This window comes from Hominibacterium faecale, from assembly GCF_020734085.1.
In the GTDB taxonomy this organism is placed as follows: Bacteria; Bacillota; Clostridia; order Peptostreptococcales; family Anaerovoracaceae; genus Hominibacterium; species Hominibacterium faecale.
This window is the reverse complement of sequence record NZ_JAJAGH010000003.1, coordinates 259,378-275,279: the sequence shown is the minus strand read 5'-3', so window position 1 is coordinate 275,279 and position 15,902 is coordinate 259,378. Positions and strand designations below refer to the sequence as shown.

Annotated in this window: 14 protein-coding genes and 1 riboswitch; of the genes, 1 reads left to right on the top strand and 13 read right to left on the bottom strand. The window is 50.4% G+C overall.

Annotated features, from left to right (window positions below; all coding sequences use genetic code 11):
* Nucleotides 1-18 precede the first annotated feature (18 nt).
* Genes cbiD through LG211_RS04050 form a run of 6 tightly spaced genes read right to left on the bottom strand, consistent with a single transcriptional unit; the run spans nt 19 to nt 4,662 of the window.
* On the bottom strand, nt 19-1,209 hold the full coding sequence (gene cbiD / locus LG211_RS04075; RefSeq protein WP_269477031.1) for a cobalt-precorrin-5B (C(1))-methyltransferase CbiD: 1,191 nt from the start codon (nt 1,207-1,209) through the stop codon (nt 19-21).
* Nucleotides 1,148-1,963 carry a sirohydrochlorin cobaltochelatase gene (locus LG211_RS04070; protein WP_269477030.1) on the bottom strand — a complete coding sequence of 272 codons (816 nt, stop codon included), beginning with the start codon at nt 1,961-1,963 and terminating at the stop codon, nt 1,148-1,150. Before LG211_RS04070 ends, cbiD begins: the two co-directional genes overlap by 62 nt.
* Nucleotides 1,960-2,817 (bottom strand): energy-coupling factor ABC transporter ATP-binding protein, encoded by an 858-nt coding sequence (locus LG211_RS04065; RefSeq protein WP_269477029.1) that lies wholly within the window; start codon nt 2,815-2,817, stop codon nt 1,960-1,962. The genes LG211_RS04070 and LG211_RS04065 overlap by 4 nt, the downstream gene beginning before the upstream one ends.
* Nucleotides 2,817-3,626 (bottom strand): cobalt ECF transporter T component CbiQ, encoded by an 810-nt coding sequence (gene cbiQ, locus LG211_RS04060; protein ID WP_148394606.1) that lies wholly within the window; start codon nt 3,624-3,626, stop codon nt 2,817-2,819. Before cbiQ ends, LG211_RS04065 begins: the two co-directional genes overlap by 1 nt.
* Nucleotides 3,604-3,906, bottom strand: a complete 303-nt coding sequence (locus LG211_RS04055) for an energy-coupling factor ABC transporter substrate-binding protein (RefSeq protein WP_336246028.1) — start codon at nt 3,904-3,906, stop codon at nt 3,604-3,606. The genes cbiQ and LG211_RS04055 overlap by 23 nt, the downstream gene beginning before the upstream one ends.
* Entirely contained in the window at nt 3,907-4,662 is a 756-nt protein-coding gene (locus tag LG211_RS04050; RefSeq protein WP_148394604.1) for an energy-coupling factor ABC transporter permease, read from the bottom strand.
* A 208-nt stretch (nt 4,663-4,870) separates the two neighbouring features.
* Nucleotides 4,871-5,058, bottom strand: a riboswitch (cobalamin riboswitch).
* 279 nt (nt 5,059-5,337) lie between these two features.
* On the opposite strand from LG211_RS04050, the gene LG211_RS04045 reads away from it, so the two are divergent.
* Nucleotides 5,338-5,679 carry a type III toxin-antitoxin system ToxN/AbiQ family toxin gene (locus LG211_RS04045; RefSeq protein WP_148394602.1) on the top strand — a complete coding sequence of 114 codons (342 nt, stop codon included), beginning with the start codon at nt 5,338-5,340 and terminating at the stop codon, nt 5,677-5,679.
* Between the two features lie 282 nt (nt 5,680-5,961).
* Here the strand turns inward: LG211_RS04045 and LG211_RS04040 are convergent, their stop codons facing one another.
* The 7 genes from LG211_RS04040 to LG211_RS04010 all read right to left on the bottom strand — a co-directional run bounded on the left by LG211_RS04040 (nt 5,962) and on the right by LG211_RS04010 (nt 15,901).
* A complete protein-coding gene (locus LG211_RS04040) occupies nt 5,962-7,341 on the bottom strand; it encodes a cobyrinate a,c-diamide synthase (protein WP_269477028.1) in 1,380 nt (459 codons plus the stop codon).
* On the bottom strand, nt 7,338-8,567 hold the full coding sequence (cbiE, locus tag LG211_RS04035) for a precorrin-6y C5,15-methyltransferase (decarboxylating) subunit CbiE (RefSeq protein WP_148394599.1): 1,230 nt from the start codon (nt 8,565-8,567) through the stop codon (nt 7,338-7,340). The genes LG211_RS04040 and cbiE overlap by 4 nt, the downstream gene beginning before the upstream one ends.
* 2 nt (nt 8,568-8,569) lie before the next feature.
* Complete coding sequence (gene hemL, locus LG211_RS04030; RefSeq protein WP_148394597.1) at nt 8,570-9,859, bottom strand: glutamate-1-semialdehyde 2,1-aminomutase; 1,290 nt, start codon at nt 9,857-9,859, stop codon at nt 8,570-8,572.
* Nucleotides 9,860-10,843: a porphobilinogen synthase gene (gene hemB / locus LG211_RS04025; protein WP_148394596.1), complete on the bottom strand. Its 984-nt coding sequence runs from the start codon at nt 10,841-10,843 to the stop codon at nt 9,860-9,862.
* 26 nt (nt 10,844-10,869) lie between these two features.
* A complete protein-coding gene (locus tag LG211_RS04020; protein WP_269477027.1) occupies nt 10,870-11,940 on the bottom strand; it encodes a cobalt-precorrin 5A hydrolase in 1,071 nt (356 codons plus the stop codon).
* A gap of 250 nt (nt 11,941-12,190) precedes the next feature.
* Nucleotides 12,191-12,433 (bottom strand): hypothetical protein, encoded by a 243-nt coding sequence (locus LG211_RS04015; RefSeq protein WP_148394592.1) that lies wholly within the window; start codon nt 12,431-12,433, stop codon nt 12,191-12,193.
* A 24-nt stretch (nt 12,434-12,457) separates the two neighbouring features.
* Nucleotides 12,458-15,901: a pyruvate carboxylase gene (locus tag LG211_RS04010; protein WP_148394589.1), complete on the bottom strand. Its 3,444-nt coding sequence runs from the start codon at nt 15,899-15,901 to the stop codon at nt 12,458-12,460.
* Between the last annotated feature and the right edge of the window lies 1 nt (nt 15,902).

The following is a 15,902-nucleotide window of genomic DNA, read 5'->3' as shown; positions in this document are numbered from 1 at the left end:
TCTTCCTCCTTATGATTCTCATTTTCCGCCGCTTGCCTGGGCCCGCAGCAAAAACTGCCCGGTTCCCGGCGTTTCCCCCAGATATCCGTATTTGCTGGAAAAGAGAATAACCTCTGTCTGCAAACAGCCATTTACCTGACGGTCCATATTGGCCTTGATCTCCCTCAGCAGGGAATCGTAGATTCGCTTTTCCATTTCCGGACCACACCCTTTGATCAGGGCAGCGGCATTTTCTGTTGTCACGCATTCTCTGATTTGGCAGATTTGGGGCTGGGACACACCTGCCAGGGCCGCGTGCTCCGCCAGGGTTTCCATTCGTCTATCGCCGTACTTGGAATGGGTGTTCATCATTCCTGCGGCCACCTTAACCAGTTTTCCAATATGTCCCGCGAGAAGAACGCCTTTAAAGTCCTGTTCCTTTAAATAGGAAAGGGTATCGCCGATAAAATTGCTGCACTTCACATAATCCAGCTGATCAAGGTTGCGGGTTTCTTTGAGAAAGGTTTCTCCGTAATTGCCCGGTGTCACCACTAGATATTCCACCCCAGCCGCTTTTTTCATATTGATCTCCACTTTGATGGTATCGATCAGCGCCTGCTCGCTCATGGGCTCCACAATACCGCTGGTTCCCAGGATAGACAGTCCTCCCACGATGCCTAACTTGGGATTGAAGGTTTTTTCCGCCAGCGCTTCCCCCTCCGGAACGGAGATCTCCACATGCAGCCCGCCCTTATACCCCAGCTGCCCGGCGACTTTACGGACTTCCGTTTCGATCATTTTCCGAGGGATCGGATTGATGGCCGCCTCGCCCACCTGGCAGGCAAGTCCCGGTTTGGTCACCCGTCCAACGCCCCGCCCGCCGTCCACGATTACGGTTTGAGATTGGCCCTCCAGCTTTTGCACCAGGGCGCAGATCATGGTCCCGTCGGTCACATCCGGGTCGTCGCCGCTGTCCTTTCTTACGGAACAGAGGACGCCCTCTTCTTGAATTCTGATCGATTCCACCGGAATTTTCGCCTGGATGCCTTTGGGCGTCTGAATTTTAATCTCGCAAGGCAGCATCTGTCCCTCAGAGAGCAGTGCCTGCGCTGCTCCGCAAGCAGCGGCGGCGGCGCAGGTCCCGGTGGTAAACCCTCTTCTCAGCCGCTTATTCCCTTTTTCCACATAGAGTTCCATGATCGTTTTCCATTGCCTGTCTGGCGTGTTCAACGTAAATGTCCTGTATTTCAGCAAACTCCCCGAGTCCCTTGAGGATGCACATTACTTCATAGCCTTCCTTTTCAAAGATGGATTTCCAGGATGCTTCATCTTCTCCGGCCATATCGCTGTGCGCATGATCTCCGGCGACCACCATCAAGGGCAGCAGGATTACTTTTTTCGGTCCATATTCCTTAACCAGGGGCAAAAGGTTCTCAAGCGCCGGATAACCTTCCACTGTGCCTACGAAAACATTGTTATGACCCATGGCTCTGAACCGATAGGCCATAGCCGCATAAGCCGCGTCCGCAGAGTGTTCCGTGCCGTGGCCCATCAGGACCAGGGCTTCCTCTTCCTTCAGTTTGGGAAATTGTTTTAAAACGGCCGAGCACACTGCCTGGTAATCATCGCTTTCGGTAAGCAGCGGTCTGCCGACGACGATGCTGGCAAACCGGTCTATCCACGGTTGGACCTGCGCTGTCATTTTCTCGTATTCCTCGCCGTTGATCACGTGGGTCGGCTGGACCACCACTCGATCAAACCTATCTTTTTTGAGCCGTTCCAATGCCTCTGATACGTTGTCCACATGGATTTGATCCCGCTTTTTAAGCACATTCATGATCATACCGCTGGTGAAGGCTCTTCGCACTTCATGGCCGGGAAATTCTTCCCGGAATCGATGCTCGATGGCTTCGATGGTCTTTTTCCTCGTCTCTTGATGGCTGGTGCCAAAACTGACTGCCAGGATTGCTTCTTTTTTTGTCATAATTGGTCAATTCCTTTCTGCCTGATATATACGGTCAGCTCTTCGACCCGATGAGGCGGATCCAGATTGGGATCCAGAATTCCTTCCTCACATAGAGTATCAAAAATCTGAAACACAGTGGGTTTTTCCAGGTTGGTCTGTTTTAAAAGCGCATCATTGCGGAAAATTTCTTCCGGGCTGCCTTCTCCTGCGATCACGCCCTCGTCAAAGAGCACCACCCGGTCGGCCCAGATGAGCGCCCGTTCCACGTCGTGGGTGGACAACAGTATGGTAATTCCCCTGCGGCTCAGCTGGTCCACAATTCCGTCGATCATCCTCGCATGTTTGGGATCGAGGGCTGCCGCCGGTTCATCTAAGAGAATCAGCTCCGGACCCATGACCAGTATGTCGGCTATGGAAACCCGCTTTTTCTGGCCGCCGCTCAAAAAGTGGGTCGGCTTATGGGCAAAAGGGTTGATTTCCAGCTCTTCCATCACTTGCTCCACCTGCTTTTCGGCTTCCGTTTCCGATGCGCCCAGATTGAGAATGCCGAAGGAGATTTCCTGTTTTACACTGGCGGAAAACAGCTGGTTATCCGGGTTTTGAAAGACGATTCCAACCTTCTTTCGTACCTCCAAAAGTCCTTTTCTTGAATAATCGATGGGCTTTCCGCCGATGAAAATCCTCCCCTCCTGGGGCTTCAGAATTCCATTCAGATGGAGGAAAAACGTCGATTTTCCCGACCCATTGGCACCCATGACAGCGACCCGTTCGCCGGCTCTGACAGTAAGGCTGATTCCTTTTAGAGCCTGAGTCCCGTCCTCATAGGTATAGGATACATCTTCTGCCCGTACAATCGGTTCTGCTTCCTTCATCACAGGCCTCCCTTCGTGCGGCAGAAGATAGCCAGAGCCAAGAGCGCCGTCAAATAGGCCGCAACAAGCAGGATTTCTTTTTTGGCCGCCGGTCGGTGTTCAGTCAGCACGTGGATCCGTCCGTCATAGCATCTGGCTTCCATGGCGTTGAAAAGGGCCGACGATTTTTCCATGGCCTGAACAAACAGCGCCGCCAGCATGCCGCCCATGCTGCGGATGGATGTTTTTAAATCTTTATTTCCCAACCTGCATTTTTGAGCTGTGTTGATGGACAGCGCCAGGTCCAGCAGAACAAAGATAAAGCGATAGATCAGCGTCATCAGTTCAATGATCAGCCAGGGGCAGTGGAGCCTCTTTAATCCGGCCATCAAATCCAGCACAGCGGTTGTCAGGATTAAGAAATAGAGGCAGGAGACGGAAGCCAGCGATACCAATATCAGCCGCCCGCTTTCGATGACCGACGAGCCCAGGATCACCAGGTATTTGCTGCCGATGCTGATATGGACCATGCCCATTGGTTCATCGGCAATGTCGGCCAAAATGGAGATCGTTCCCATGATCAGAAAGGCCATGGGCCACAGCATCATTTTTCCATAATGAGAAAGAGATGCCCGGCTGTATGTTACAGTCAGACATCCCATTAGGATCAAAACGATCGATGAGATGAAAAATGAGCGGACTGCCACACAGATCAAAAGGGTGCCGATGGCAAAGCAGCTCTTCAAATGTGTGCTTTTATATCGCCATGGAGACGAATAAGCCAGCTTGTCAATCATCATCATCGTCTTAGTCCTGTTCTTTCTTTGCATATTTCTTTCTGCAGATGAGATAGCCCATGCCAAAGCCAAAGACGCCTCCGCCCAGCGCAGCCTGCAAGCAGAACAGCAGCGATTCGGTCTCTCCGCCCGGCGGCTCAAGGACAGGCGATGCCCAAGCTTTGTAGTCCGGATCAATGGCGGTAATGGCTTCCTCGGCAGCTCCGTCCGAACCACCGAATTCCGAATCATGGATGAAGAAAAGAGGCACAACCGCAATCAGTGCCGCTAAAACGAAACAGATAATCATTACTTTTGCGTTCTTCGTCATCATCTACACCCCCAGATATCCCAGCTCGGTCAATTCCGGTTTGGCGTAACTTTCCAGAGCCTTTATGACAACCACAGCAATTAACCCTTCGATCACAGCCAGCGGAATCTGCGTTACCGCAAAGATTCCCAGAAATTCCGCAAGGGATGCGGCAATTCCTCCCACTGGTGAAGGATGGGCCACGGCCAGCTGCAGAGCAGTTACACAATATGTAAACAGATCGCCCAGACAAGCCGCCAGAAAAACACCTGCGGATTTCGGCACACGGAGTTTTTTACAGATCAGAAATACACCGAATGCTAAAAAAGGTCCCGCGATCGCCATGGAAAAGGTATTGGCCCCCAGCGTTGTCAGGCCGCCATGGGCCAGAAGCAATGCCTGGAACAACAAAACGATAACTCCGATGACGCACATGGCCGCAGGTCCAAAGAGAACAGCGCCCAGGCCGGTGCCGGTGGGATGCGAGCTGCTGCCCGTTACCGATGGAATTTTCAGAGCCGAAAGCACAAAGACATAGGCTCCCATCATGACCAGAAGCAGCAGCGTCTTTCTGTGCTGGATTACAGTCCTCTTGATGGAAAACAGCCCTGCGATAAAAAACGGCACGCAGATGGCTCCCCAAATGATACAATAATTCAGCGGCAGATATCCCTCCATGATGTGCATGGCGCTGGAAGCTGTCGTCACCCCGAAGAACAGCGCGCACACCATTCCGCAGGTAAACATAATCCGTTCTGTTTTTGATCTTGTTCTTGTCATAAGTTTTCCCTCCTAAAAAGTTTTCTTGGGAAATGTTATTCGCGCTTCTCGCTCACTTTCACAAGGTGAACTTTTTTGATACTCCGGAACGATCGCTGAGGATATTCCCTGCGTAATAAAAAAAGAACTATTCTGACTTTTCAGAATAGCGCAAGAAGGCGGAAAGCGCATTTCCGCTCTTACACTTTCTCATCGTCCGTAAGAAAATGCATCCAACCATCCACAGGCAGGTCTTCTGGCTCAGGAGTCTCTACCATATCCGATCTTCCCATTTTCACAGTGATATGAAATGGATATGATTCGTCCTACACAGCGGCGTGACCGCGGGGGAATTTCACCCCTCTTCCCTATTCTTCCGGCGGGGAAACACCGGACACCCGGGACATTTCAATTGTTGATTCATTGTATCACACTCTCCCCTGAATATTCAAGAGGTTTGTTTTAAGGATAAAGGCGCCTTTCAATACATTTTTTTACAGAAATTCAATTTAAAGGGTTGACATACCCTTTAAAAAAATATATCCTGTTTATAGAAAACCACGAAGAAAATAGATTGATTTTTTGACGAAATGACATATAATATAGGTATCAGAGGTTACGAATCCTTGGCAAAATCGTATTAATTAAGATCGGGTTTTCCCGATCTTATTTTTTTGGTAAGGGAGACGAAAGACTATGCTAAAATGGAAAATTGTCGAAGAAGAATATTTGAAATTTCTCAGAGAAAATTATGATTCAAGGATACCTTATTCTGATTATGGAAAAACCAAGTATAAACCTTTTTTTGGAAAGTTGTTTGAATTAGGTGAGATGTCTTACATATCCCAAATCACATCTCCCAAAGCCCGCCACTTTCACTTAAAAAACAGCATGGATTTTTACAAAATATATGATCCCCAAAATTTCACCCGCTTGATTGGCGTAATTAACCTGAATTATATGTTCCCCTCTGCCGCCGTATCTGCAAACCTCTTTGGAAAATATGATTGCTTCTTGGAAGATTGTAGACAGCGGTAAAAAAGATTTGCATTGGAATATTTATTGGTGCGAACTGAATGCGGATATTAACGCTGCCGAAGTCGGGCAGGAAATATCTACGGAACAGGCTTGGTATTTGCGCGAAAACTATTTAAGACTGAAACAAGGTGACTAACCAATGATTGATTTTACCAATCTTCCCGTTCGTAACAAAACATACGCAGGAGCGAACGGCAGTAAGACAAAATGATACAACAGCAACGAGCCGATGGAAATAATCTCATCGGCTTTTAGCGCCCAAATTTGCGTTTATTAACTGATTTACCCTGCCCGATATTTCCTGCAGGCGGCAGCAAACCGTTCTGCTGCCTCCGGATTGGAATAAAAGTATATATGCGGGTAACCGGCAAACAGATTTTCCCGGGAAACCACACACTCCCAGTTCTTCTTCCCCAGAGGCTTTTGGGCGTGAAAAGCATTTCCCGGATTGGTGCTGTCCCAGTAGTGGAACTCGTGGCCTTTCAGCATTTCGCCTTTCCTGCAGAGCAGCGTATCCTCCTTTGCGGTCAGCTCGATATACCCGAACCTTCCCAGCTTATCCGTAGGGTAACTTTCCCCGGAAACCACGCCTGCCATGGGATAGGAAACGCCATCCTTTCCTTTCAGACGCTCATGGAGATACATAAAGCCGCCGCATTCCGCAAGACATGGCATTCCTGCTTCCACTGCGCTGCGTACGGCCTGCCGCATGGCGCGGTTTTCTGAAAGCTGGGGCAGATACAATTCCGGATAGCCGCCGCCGAAGATGAGTCCGTGAAGCTCTCTAGGAAGCTCCCGATCCTCCAGCGGGCTGAAAGGAACAATTTCCGCCCCCATTTCTTCCAAAAGGTCCAGATTATCCTGATAATAAAAACAAAAAGCCTTATCCATGGCCACCCCGATCCGTACCGGCTGTGCAGATGGAACTGGAAGCCGCAGCGGCTTATAAACCAGTTCGCCGGCCTGCCCTGCCAGCTCAATCAGCCCCTCCAGGTCAACGGAAGCACGGATTTGCTCCGACAGCTGATCTACGATTCCCTGCAGGTCTTTGATCTCCTTTGCGGTAACAAGCCCCAAATGGCGGCTTTCCAAACTGCAGTTGACCATCTTTGGCAGATAACCATATACCTTGACTGGCAGCTGCCCTTCAATGAGCCCTTTCAATTGGGGATAGATCATTTCCGACACCTGATTGAGGATCACGCCACGGATCATGCTCTCTTCTTCCAGCTCCAAGAATCCTTTTATTTCTGCCAAAAGGGACCGGGATTTTCCCCGGCTGTCTAAAAGCAAAACAGCAGGAGTTTTCGTCTTTTTCGCCAGATCATAGGAGCTGGCCGCCGGCGAGATCCCGGCCAAGCCGTCATAGTAACCCATGACCCCTTCTATCACCGCCATATCTCCATTCTCTGCGTGCTTTGCCATGAGATAGTTGACTGTGTTCTCCGGAGCGAAAAACAGGTCCAGATTCCTGGAAGGAATACCCAGAACTTCTGTGTGGAACATGGGGTCGATATAATCGGGTCCGCACTTAAAGGATACCGGGCGTTTTCCCGCCGTTTTCAGCGCTTGCAGCAGCCCGCAGGTAAAAATGGTTTTCCCGCCTCCACTTCCCGATGCTCCGATGAGGATACGGGGAATCGCATGTTTCTCTACCTTCATTGCTCCGCTTCCTTCCTCTGGCCGCTAATAATGAAGATCGGGTTCTGACCCATCATCATCTGATAGCCGGCCACGTTCTTTGCCTTTGATAAGAACACTTGCACCAGTTCCACCTCAAGGCCCAGCTCCTTGAAGGTTTCCATGGTTTCCTGCATGGTTTCCAGGGCTATGGCGTTGACCACCATCCGAATATCGGGATTTTTTTTCAAAAGCGCCGTTACAATCTCCTTCAAGTTGCCCCGGCTGCCCCCAATGAAGGCTTTATCCGCAACGGGAAGGGAGCACATGGCCTGGGGCGCTATCCCCTGGATCACATGGAGATTATCTGCATGGAAAACCGCTTTATTCTTTTCAATCAAAGCCACGGCCTCAGGCTTTGTTTCAATGGCAAAGACCGCTCCTCTGCGTGCCTGGAGGGCCATCTCAACCGCCACTGACCCGGTTCCTGCTCCTACATCATAGAGGATGTCCTCTTCTTCAATTCGCAGCTTGGAAAGGGTGATGCTCCTCACTTCTTCTTTTGTCATCGGCACCTCTCCCCGCACAAAGGCATCATCGGGAATCCCATGAGTAACCGGATGGGGATATGCGGCTCCTGCTCTTGGATTTTCAACCAGAACCACACTGAGGGGATCAAAGGTTTTTTGACTGAGTTCCCAAGCGGTTCCAGTCACAATCCGTTCATCTTCATAGGAAAGCCGTTCGCCGGCTGCTACCAGCGTTTCTCCCAATCCCGCTTCCACCAGCCGGGCACAGATATAATCGGGAGTCTGAATGCTGTCCGTCAAGAAAAAGGTCCTTTTGTGATTGAGAATCTCTCCGATAAAGTTCCGTTCTCTTCCGTGGAGACTGACGGTTTTCACGTCTTCCCAGGAAGTCCCCAGGCGGCTGCAAAAATATTGGAGAGAGCTGATCCCAGGGATCAGCTCCGCCTTATAATTGGTCTCTTCTTCAATCAGCTTTAGCAGCTTTTTAGCGCCGCTGAAAAAACCCACGTCTCCCGACATTAAAACCGATATCGGATCCAAGTCTTCATGATCCTTGATCCATTGCAGAATCTCATCGGGAGAAACGGCAAAATAGGCTTTGGCTTTCACCTCGCCCAGTGCCTCGATCATGCGCCGGGCTCCGATGAGGGCTCGGCTTGCTTGAATCCTGTTAAGAGCGCCTACAGTCAGCGTTTCGGGGTTTCCCATGCCAATGCCGATTATCCAAATCCGTTTCATTCTTATACTCCAAAATACTGGGCCGCGCTGTCCAGCGTCCGATCAATATCGCCCTCTGTGTGGGCGTTGGACAGGAACATAGCTTCAAATTGCGCCGGCGCGAAATAGTGGCCCCGCTCCATCATAAACTTAAAGTAATCGGCGTATCTGGCAAGATCCGCAGTCTTTGCCGTTTGGAAGTCCCTCACATTTTGGTCTGTGAAATACAGCGTTCCAATAGAACCCACATAATTGACGCTGCACGCAGCTCCCGCCTTTTCCACAATCTGGGCCAAGCCGCCGTACAATCGTTCTCCCAGCTTATCGATTACGGTATAAACCTCTGGGTGGTCCTTCAAATAAGTGAGCTGGGCGATGCCGGCCGCCATCGCGACCGGATTTCCGCTGAGGGTGCCGGCCTGATAAACGGGTCCCAGAGGGGCTACCACTTCCATGATTTCTTTCTTGCCGCCGTAGGCGCCTACCGGCATGCCGCCGCCGATGATCTTGCCGAAGGTGGAAAGGTCTGGTGTGATTCCCAGCAATTCCTGTGCTCCGCCTAAGGACAGGCGGAATCCGGTGATGACTTCATCAAAGATGAGCACAGCCCCTTCTTCCGTACAAATGGTTCTAATCTGTTCTAAAAATCCTTTTTCCGGAGGTACCACACCCATATTGGCAGCCACCGGCTCCAGAATGACAGCGGCAATTTCCCCTTTATATTGTTGGAAAAGTTTTTCTACACTTTCAAAATCATTGTATCTTGCGGTCAGGGTATCCTGGGCGCATCCAGGCGTTACACCGGCGCTGTCCGGCGTTCCTCCCTCTGCGATGAGGCCGGAACCGGCTTTGACTAAAAGGCCGTCGCTGTGGCCGTGATAGCATCCTTCGAATTTGATGATGCGGTTTCTCCCTGTATAGCCTCTGGCGGCCCGCAGGGCGCTCATGGTGGCTTCCGTTCCCGAATTTACCATGCGGACCATCTCAACAGAAGGAAGAAGCTGGCAGACCAGCTTTGCCATCTGAATTTCCCGTTCTGTGGCAGCGCCGAAGCTGAGACCGTCCTCGATCACTTCCTGTACGGCTTTAAGCACGGCCGGATGGTTATTTCCCAAAATCATCGGTCCCCATGAACCGATGTAATCGATCAGCTTGTTGTCATCGGCATCGTAGAGATATTGGGCCTTTGCCCGTTTGATGAACCGGGGCGTATCGCCGACTGCCTGGAAAGCTCTGGCCGGGCTGTTGACACCGCCGGGTATATAGTTCTGCGCTTCCGCGAAAAGCGCTGCTGATTTGGTTGTGTTTGTCATTTATCCAATTCTCCCTTCATCGATCATCTGAGCGATTTCCATTGCAAAATAGGTGATTAAAATCTCTGCTCCCGCACGGTAAATTCCAGTGGTGGTTTCGGCGATAATCGCAGATTCATCCACCATTCCCTGGGCTCCGGCCGCCTTAATCATGGCATATTCGCCGCTGACACTGTAGGCTGCCACCGGAACGTTGACCCGATCCCGCACTTCTCGGATGATATCCAGGTATGACAATGCCGGCTTGACCATGATGATGTCCGCCCCTTCTTCCAGATCCGTATCCACTTCTTTCAGGGCTTCTCTTCGATTATGCCAGTCCATTTGATAGGTTTTCCGGTTTCCCTTAAAGTTGTCCGAACCGGCCGCATCACGGAAGGGACCATAAAAAGCGGATGCGTACTTGGCCGCGTAGGACATAATCGGTGTATCGATGTATCCCGCCTCATCCAGGGCCTGGCGAATGGCCGCCACTCTCCCGTCCATCATGTCGGAAGGCGCAACCATATCGGCGCCGGCGGCTACCTGGGATACGGCTGTCTTTGCCAGCAGAGGAACGGTTTTGTCATTGTCCACTGAATCGCCCTTGATGATGCCGCAGTGGCCGTGGCTGGTGTATTCGCACATACATACATCGCCGATATAGAGCAGCTGGGGTACGTATTTTTTCCCTGCGCGCATTGCTTCCTGAATGATCCCGTGATCGCAGTACGCCTGACTTCCACATTCATCCTTGTGTTTTGGAATGCCGAAAAACATAATGTTTTGAATTCCCTTTTCCGCGGCCTCTTCCAGGGCCTTTGGCAAGGTATCGGGGCTGTAGCGCTTCTGCCCCGGCATGGTGGGGATTTCCCTTATGATGCCTTGCCCTTCTTCGACAAAGATCGGGTAGATCAGCGATTTCTTTGTAATCCTTGTTTCGCGGATCATGTCTCTGACCCTTCCGTCCATCCGCAATCTTCTGGGTCTTTTTACTAATTCCATAACCTTTCTCCTTTTTTAAGTCTTCGCTATGAACCAACTGTTCCCTGCGGCAACGCCGTATTCAATGGTAAAATACTATAGGTCCGTGCTTTTATGGCAACAGCCAGGGTCACGCCATCCTTCACCTGTTTTTTTACCGCCAGATTTCCTCTCCCGCAAGCTAAAAGAGCGGCCCGCTCACAGACATTGTCCACCCCTGTCACAGACCGGACAAAATCCGATTCACTGAATTCGCCCCGAGCAGCTGCCAGTTCTTTTGCCGTGTAAGTTTGAAGCGGAAGCTTTTTGGCCTGGCAAAATTCCAATAGCCCCGGCTCATTTTTTTTAATGTCAATGGATGCCACTTGGCAAACCGCTTCCCAGCAAAGGTTTTCCCGATCCAGCACTTGTTCGGCCAGGGTCTGGATGTTTTCCCGGGAAATGCCCCTGCGGCAGCCGATTCCCAAAACGACCGCCTGGGGAATCAGCCGCAGCGTATTTTTTCGAACAGGCCTGCGGGCCGCCGATACTTCAATGTTAATGGGCGACTCTTTGTAAGTCAAGCCCTTGGGCAGATTTCCCACAATGGAAAAGGCTGTGACCAGGCCGACTTCTTTTCCCTGCAGCAGATGGGCAGATATTTGTTTTGCCAGCTTCATGTCGCTGATCAGCAAGTCGTTTTCCCTCGCCCATTGGTCCACCGCAAACCTGCCGTTGATGTCCGTAGCCGTTGTAATGACCGGGGCAGCCCCTATTCTTTCGGCAATATGGGAGGCCAGCTTGTTGGCGCCGCCAATATGCCCGGAAACCAGCGGAATCACATAATTTCCCTGCTCATCCACCGCAAGGACGGCCGGATCGGTTTGTTTGCTTTTGAGAAAAGGGGCGATCGCCCGCACTGCAATGCCTGCAGAACCGATGAAAACGAGAGCATCCTGTTTGTAGAAGGCTTCCTGTGCCCACTGACCCAGTGGCTCTTCAACCACCGTCAATCCTTCCTCTGGCTGAAAACTTCCCTTTTGAAATCCCAGGCACTCGTTTCCCTCTCCACAGCTTTCTATAATATGGCGGCAGGTTTTGGCTCCTGCCTTTGTGAACGCAATCAAAGAAATTTTCATTTTTCTACCTCTTTTACCGTTTTCATATTACCACATTATCGGCTGTTTGCCCATGGTTCCTCTCGCGGTTTATTTAAAAGAGCTGATTCTGTCAAATCACCAAAATCGGGTTTCCCGGGAAAAGATTAAATTTTAAATTTTCCCCCTCCCCGACAAAACTTTTACTCACCCCCAACCAGTCTATCACCTTAAAAACATCCCCAAAAAAGGCAGGCTGCCTATAATCACAGACAGCCTGCCTTTGTAAATATTATCGTTTCTTTTTTCCGTGACGATTGTTGCGCCTCGGGGTGGGTTCTGGTTTCCTTGCGGCAGCGTTTCTCTTCAATCTGGATCGGATAAACTGCCAGCCCACATAGGTGACCGCCAGACAAATGCACAGCCAGACCACATTACTTGTGGTATTGGTCAGGCCGACCATCTTGCCGATCAAAAGTCCGCCAAGAATGAATATCCAGAAATAGATAAACTTCCCGATTATACCTTCTCCCATAACAACACTCCTCTGCTCCAATCGTTACTTTAACTTGGCAACCAGCTCGCCGGCTTTGACCTGCTGACCTTCTTTTACATAGATCTTGTCAACGGATCCCTTCATCGGCGATAAAATATTGGTCTCCATCTTCATAGCTTCAATAACAGCGATGGGCTGTTTTTCTTCCACTTCTTCGCCTTCGCTGACCAGAACCTTGAGGATGTTCCCCGGAATATTAGCTCCGATCTCAGACGGATCTTCCGCATTGGCATAAAGGATCTGAGAAGCCGTGGATACGATGCTGGCATCCTTGTCTTTGATTCTGACCGCGCTGCGGTTGCCGTTTACTTCAAATACCACATCACGGAAACCTTCTTCATCCGCATCTCTGGCATTGATCAGCTTGATCACCAACTCCTTGCCTTCTGCAATCTTGACTTCGCAAGTCTCGCCTTCGGACAAACCATGGAAGAAGATATCGCTGCCCATCAGACGGAAGTTTCCTTCCTTCTTCAGGCTCTTTACAAAGTCCTCGAACACTTTTGGGTAGAGGGCGTAGCTGAGCGCTTCTCTCTCCGTACCTTCCAGGCCCAGTTCGTCCTGCAGATGTTTTTTAATGGCGTCAAAATCTTCCGGCGGAAGCAGCTCGCCCGGTCTGCAGGTGATCGGCTCTTTTCCATGAAGAACCAGCTTCTGGAGCTTCTCGGGGAAACCGCCTTCCGGCTGTCCCATCATGCCTTCAAAATAGGAAACGATGGAATCAGGGAAGTCGATATCCTTTGCTTTTTCATAAATGTTTTCCGGCGTCAGGTCGTTCTGAACCATGAAAATGGCCATATCGCCCACTGCCTTGGAAGACGGCGTTACCTTGACGATGTCGCCCAGCATTTCATTGACCGCCTTATACATATCCTTTACTTCTTCGAATTTATGGCCCAGGCCAAAGCTTTCCACCTGCGGTTTCAGGTTGGAATACTGACCGCCGGGGATTTCGTATTTGTAAATTTCAGCAGAGCTTGCCAAAAGTTCGGATTCAAAGCTCTTGTAAACCGGACGTACGGCTGCCCAGTAATCGGAAATCTTCTGGATACCGTCCGGATCAATGCCCGTTTCTCTTTCTGTGTTTTCAACAGCAGCAACCACTGAGTTGAGCGCTGGCTGGCTGGTCAGTCCTGACATGCTGTTGAAAGCCGCGTCCACAATATCCACGCCGGCGCTGGCTGCCATCAGAATGGTAGCGATTCCGTTGCCGCTGGTATCGTGGGTATGTAAGTGGATTGGAATGCTGATTTCCTGCTTTAACGCATCGATCAGCTTTCTGGCTGCCATCGGCTTGATGAGGCCGGACATATCCTTGATTCCCAGGATGTGGCTTCCTCTCTTTTCCAGTTCCTTGGCCATTCTCACATAGTAGCTCAGGTTGTATTTTTCTTTTCTGTCGTCGAGAATGTCTCCCGTATAGCAGATACATGCTTCTGCAACCTTGCCCTGATTCAGTACTTCGTCGAGGGCGATCTCCATACCTTCGATCCAGTTGAGGGAGTCGAAAATACGGAAAATATCGATTCCCGAATCTGCCGATTCTTTGACGAATCTGCGGATTACGTTGTCCGGGTAGTTTTTATAGCCTACGCCGTTGGCGCCGCGGATCAGCATCTGGAACAGAATGTTGGGCATCTTTTTGCGCAGAGTATCCAGTCTTTCCCACGGAGATTCCTTCAGGAAACGGTAGGATGTATCAAAAGTAGCTCCGCCCCACATTTCCAGTGAGAAGAGATCCTTTCCATAATAGGCGGTAGCAGGAGCGATTTTCTCCATATCCACCGTCCTTACTCTTGTTGCCATCAGGGACTGCTGGGCGTCTCTCATGGTGGTGTCAGTCAGCAGCAGTTTTTTCTGCTCCAGGATCCACTTGGCGAGCCCTTCCGGCCCTTTCTCATCCAGAATCTGTTTTGTTCCAGAAAGGCCGTCGATAACGTCCTGCTTAATTCTCGGGAAGATGGGCACATCGAAGTCCGGCTTCACGCCTTTAGTCTCATTGATGAATTTATCTCCCAGGAAGGAAAGCACTTTCAGTTCTTTATCCTGTCTTGCCCGGATATTCAGCAGTTCCGGATTATCGGCAATAAAACCGGTATCGCACTGGCCTGCGCGGAAAGTCGGGTGGTTGAGTACGTTCATCAGGAACGCAGCGTTAGTTTTCACTCCGGTGATCTTCATTTCACGCAGAGCGCGCATTGCTTTGTTGGTTGCATCCCTGAAGGATCTGGCCCAGGAAGTGACTTTAACCAAAAGGCTGTCGTAATAAGGGGAAATGGTGGAGTCTGTGAAGGCATTGCCTCCGTCCAGACGAATACCGAACCCGGATGCGCTGCGGTACATGCTGATGACGCCCGTATCCGGCGCAAATCCGTTGATCGGGTCCTCCGTAGTAACACGGCACTGAATCGCATAGCCGCGCGGCTTGATGGAATCCTGTCCCTTAATATTCACTTCATCGGAATCCAGCTTGTGTCCCTGTGCGATCAAAATCTGGGACTGAACGATATCGATACCAGTGGTCATTTCTGTTACCGTATGTTCCACCTGAATTCTCGGGTTCATCTCGATAAAGTAGTGGTCGCCGTTTTTGTCCACCAAAAACTCCACCGTACCGGCGCTGCGGTAGTTTACCGCTCCTGCGATTTTTAAAGCGTCAGCGCAGATATTCTGTCTCTGTTCTTGCGTAATACAGATTGCCGGAGTAAATTCCACGACTTTCTGGTGTCTTCTCTGAATAGAACAGTCTCTTTCATAGAGGTGGACCAGGTTGCCGTAATTATCGCCTAATACCTGCACTTCAATATGTTTTGGCCGCTCCAGATATTTTTCGATAAAGATATCGTCAATACCGAAAGCTTTCTTAGCCTCGCTCTTGGCGCTGCGGAACTGGGGAAGCAGTTCTTCCGGAGTTCTGACGATCCGCATGCCTCTGCCGCCGCCGCCTGCCGCTGCTTTGAGCATGACCGGGTATCCGCAGAACTCTGCGTATTTGACCGCGTCTTCTTCCGTCTGAATGGCTTCTTCTACGCCTGGAATCGTCGGCACGCCGACTTTGTTTGCAACGATCTTGGACTGGATTTTATCTCCCAGATTCTCCATCATTTGGTAAGTAGGCCCTATAAAGACAATTCCTGCTTCTTCACAGGCTTTGGCAAACTCCACGTTTTCCGAGAGGAATCCGTATCCCGGATGGATGGCGTCTACGCCCTTGGCTTTCGCCAGCTCGATGATCTCATCGATAGCCAGATAAGCATCTACCGGAGATTTACCTTTTCCTACACGGTAAGACTCGTCAGCTTTTGTTCTGAAAAGCGTGTTTTTGTCTTCTTCGGAATAGATTGCCACGCTTCTGATGCCAAGTTCTTTGCAGGCTCTGAATATTCGAATGGCGATCTCTCCTCTGTTCGCCACTAACACTCTCTTAAACTTTTTGTTTTGTTCCATA

Bases quoted from the DNA above. Each gene is read 5' to 3' on its own strand.
- LG211_RS04050 (WP_148394604.1), bottom strand. From the start codon at position 4,662: ATGACAAGAACAAGATCAAAAACAGAACGGATTATGTTTACCTGCGGA.
- LG211_RS04070 (WP_269477030.1), bottom strand. From the start codon at position 1,963: ATGACAAAAAAAGAAGCAATCCTGGCAGTCAGTTTTGGCACCAGCCAT.
- LG211_RS04065 (WP_269477029.1), bottom strand. From the start codon at position 2,817: ATGAAGGAAGCAGAACCGATTGTACGGGCAGAAGATGTATCCTATACC.
- hemL (WP_148394597.1), bottom strand. From the start codon at position 9,859: ATGACAAACACAACCAAATCAGCAGCGCTTTTCGCGGAAGCGCAGAAC.
- LG211_RS04055 (WP_336246028.1), bottom strand. From the start codon at position 3,906: ATGATGACGAAGAACGCAAAAGTAATGATTATCTGTTTCGTTTTAGCG.
- cbiE (WP_148394599.1), bottom strand. From the start codon at position 8,567: ATGAAACGGATTTGGATAATCGGCATTGGCATGGGAAACCCCGAAACG.
- hemB (WP_148394596.1), bottom strand. From the start codon at position 10,843: ATGGAATTAGTAAAAAGACCCAGAAGATTGCGGATGGACGGAAGGGTC.
- LG211_RS04045 (WP_148394602.1), top strand. From the start codon at position 5,338: ATGCTAAAATGGAAAATTGTCGAAGAAGAATATTTGAAATTTCTCAGA.
- LG211_RS04015 (WP_148394592.1), bottom strand. From the start codon at position 12,433: ATGGGAGAAGGTATAATCGGGAAGTTTATCTATTTCTGGATATTCATT.
- LG211_RS04010 (WP_148394589.1), bottom strand. From the start codon at position 15,901: ATGGAACAAAACAAAAAGTTTAAGAGAGTGTTAGTGGCGAACAGAGGA.
- cbiQ (WP_148394606.1), bottom strand. From the start codon at position 3,626: ATGCAAAGAAAGAACAGGACTAAGACGATGATGATGATTGACAAGCTG.
- LG211_RS04040 (WP_269477028.1), bottom strand. From the start codon at position 7,341: ATGAAGGTAGAGAAACATGCGATTCCCCGTATCCTCATCGGAGCATCG.
- LG211_RS04020 (WP_269477027.1), bottom strand. From the start codon at position 11,940: ATGAAAATTTCTTTGATTGCGTTCACAAAGGCAGGAGCCAAAACCTGC.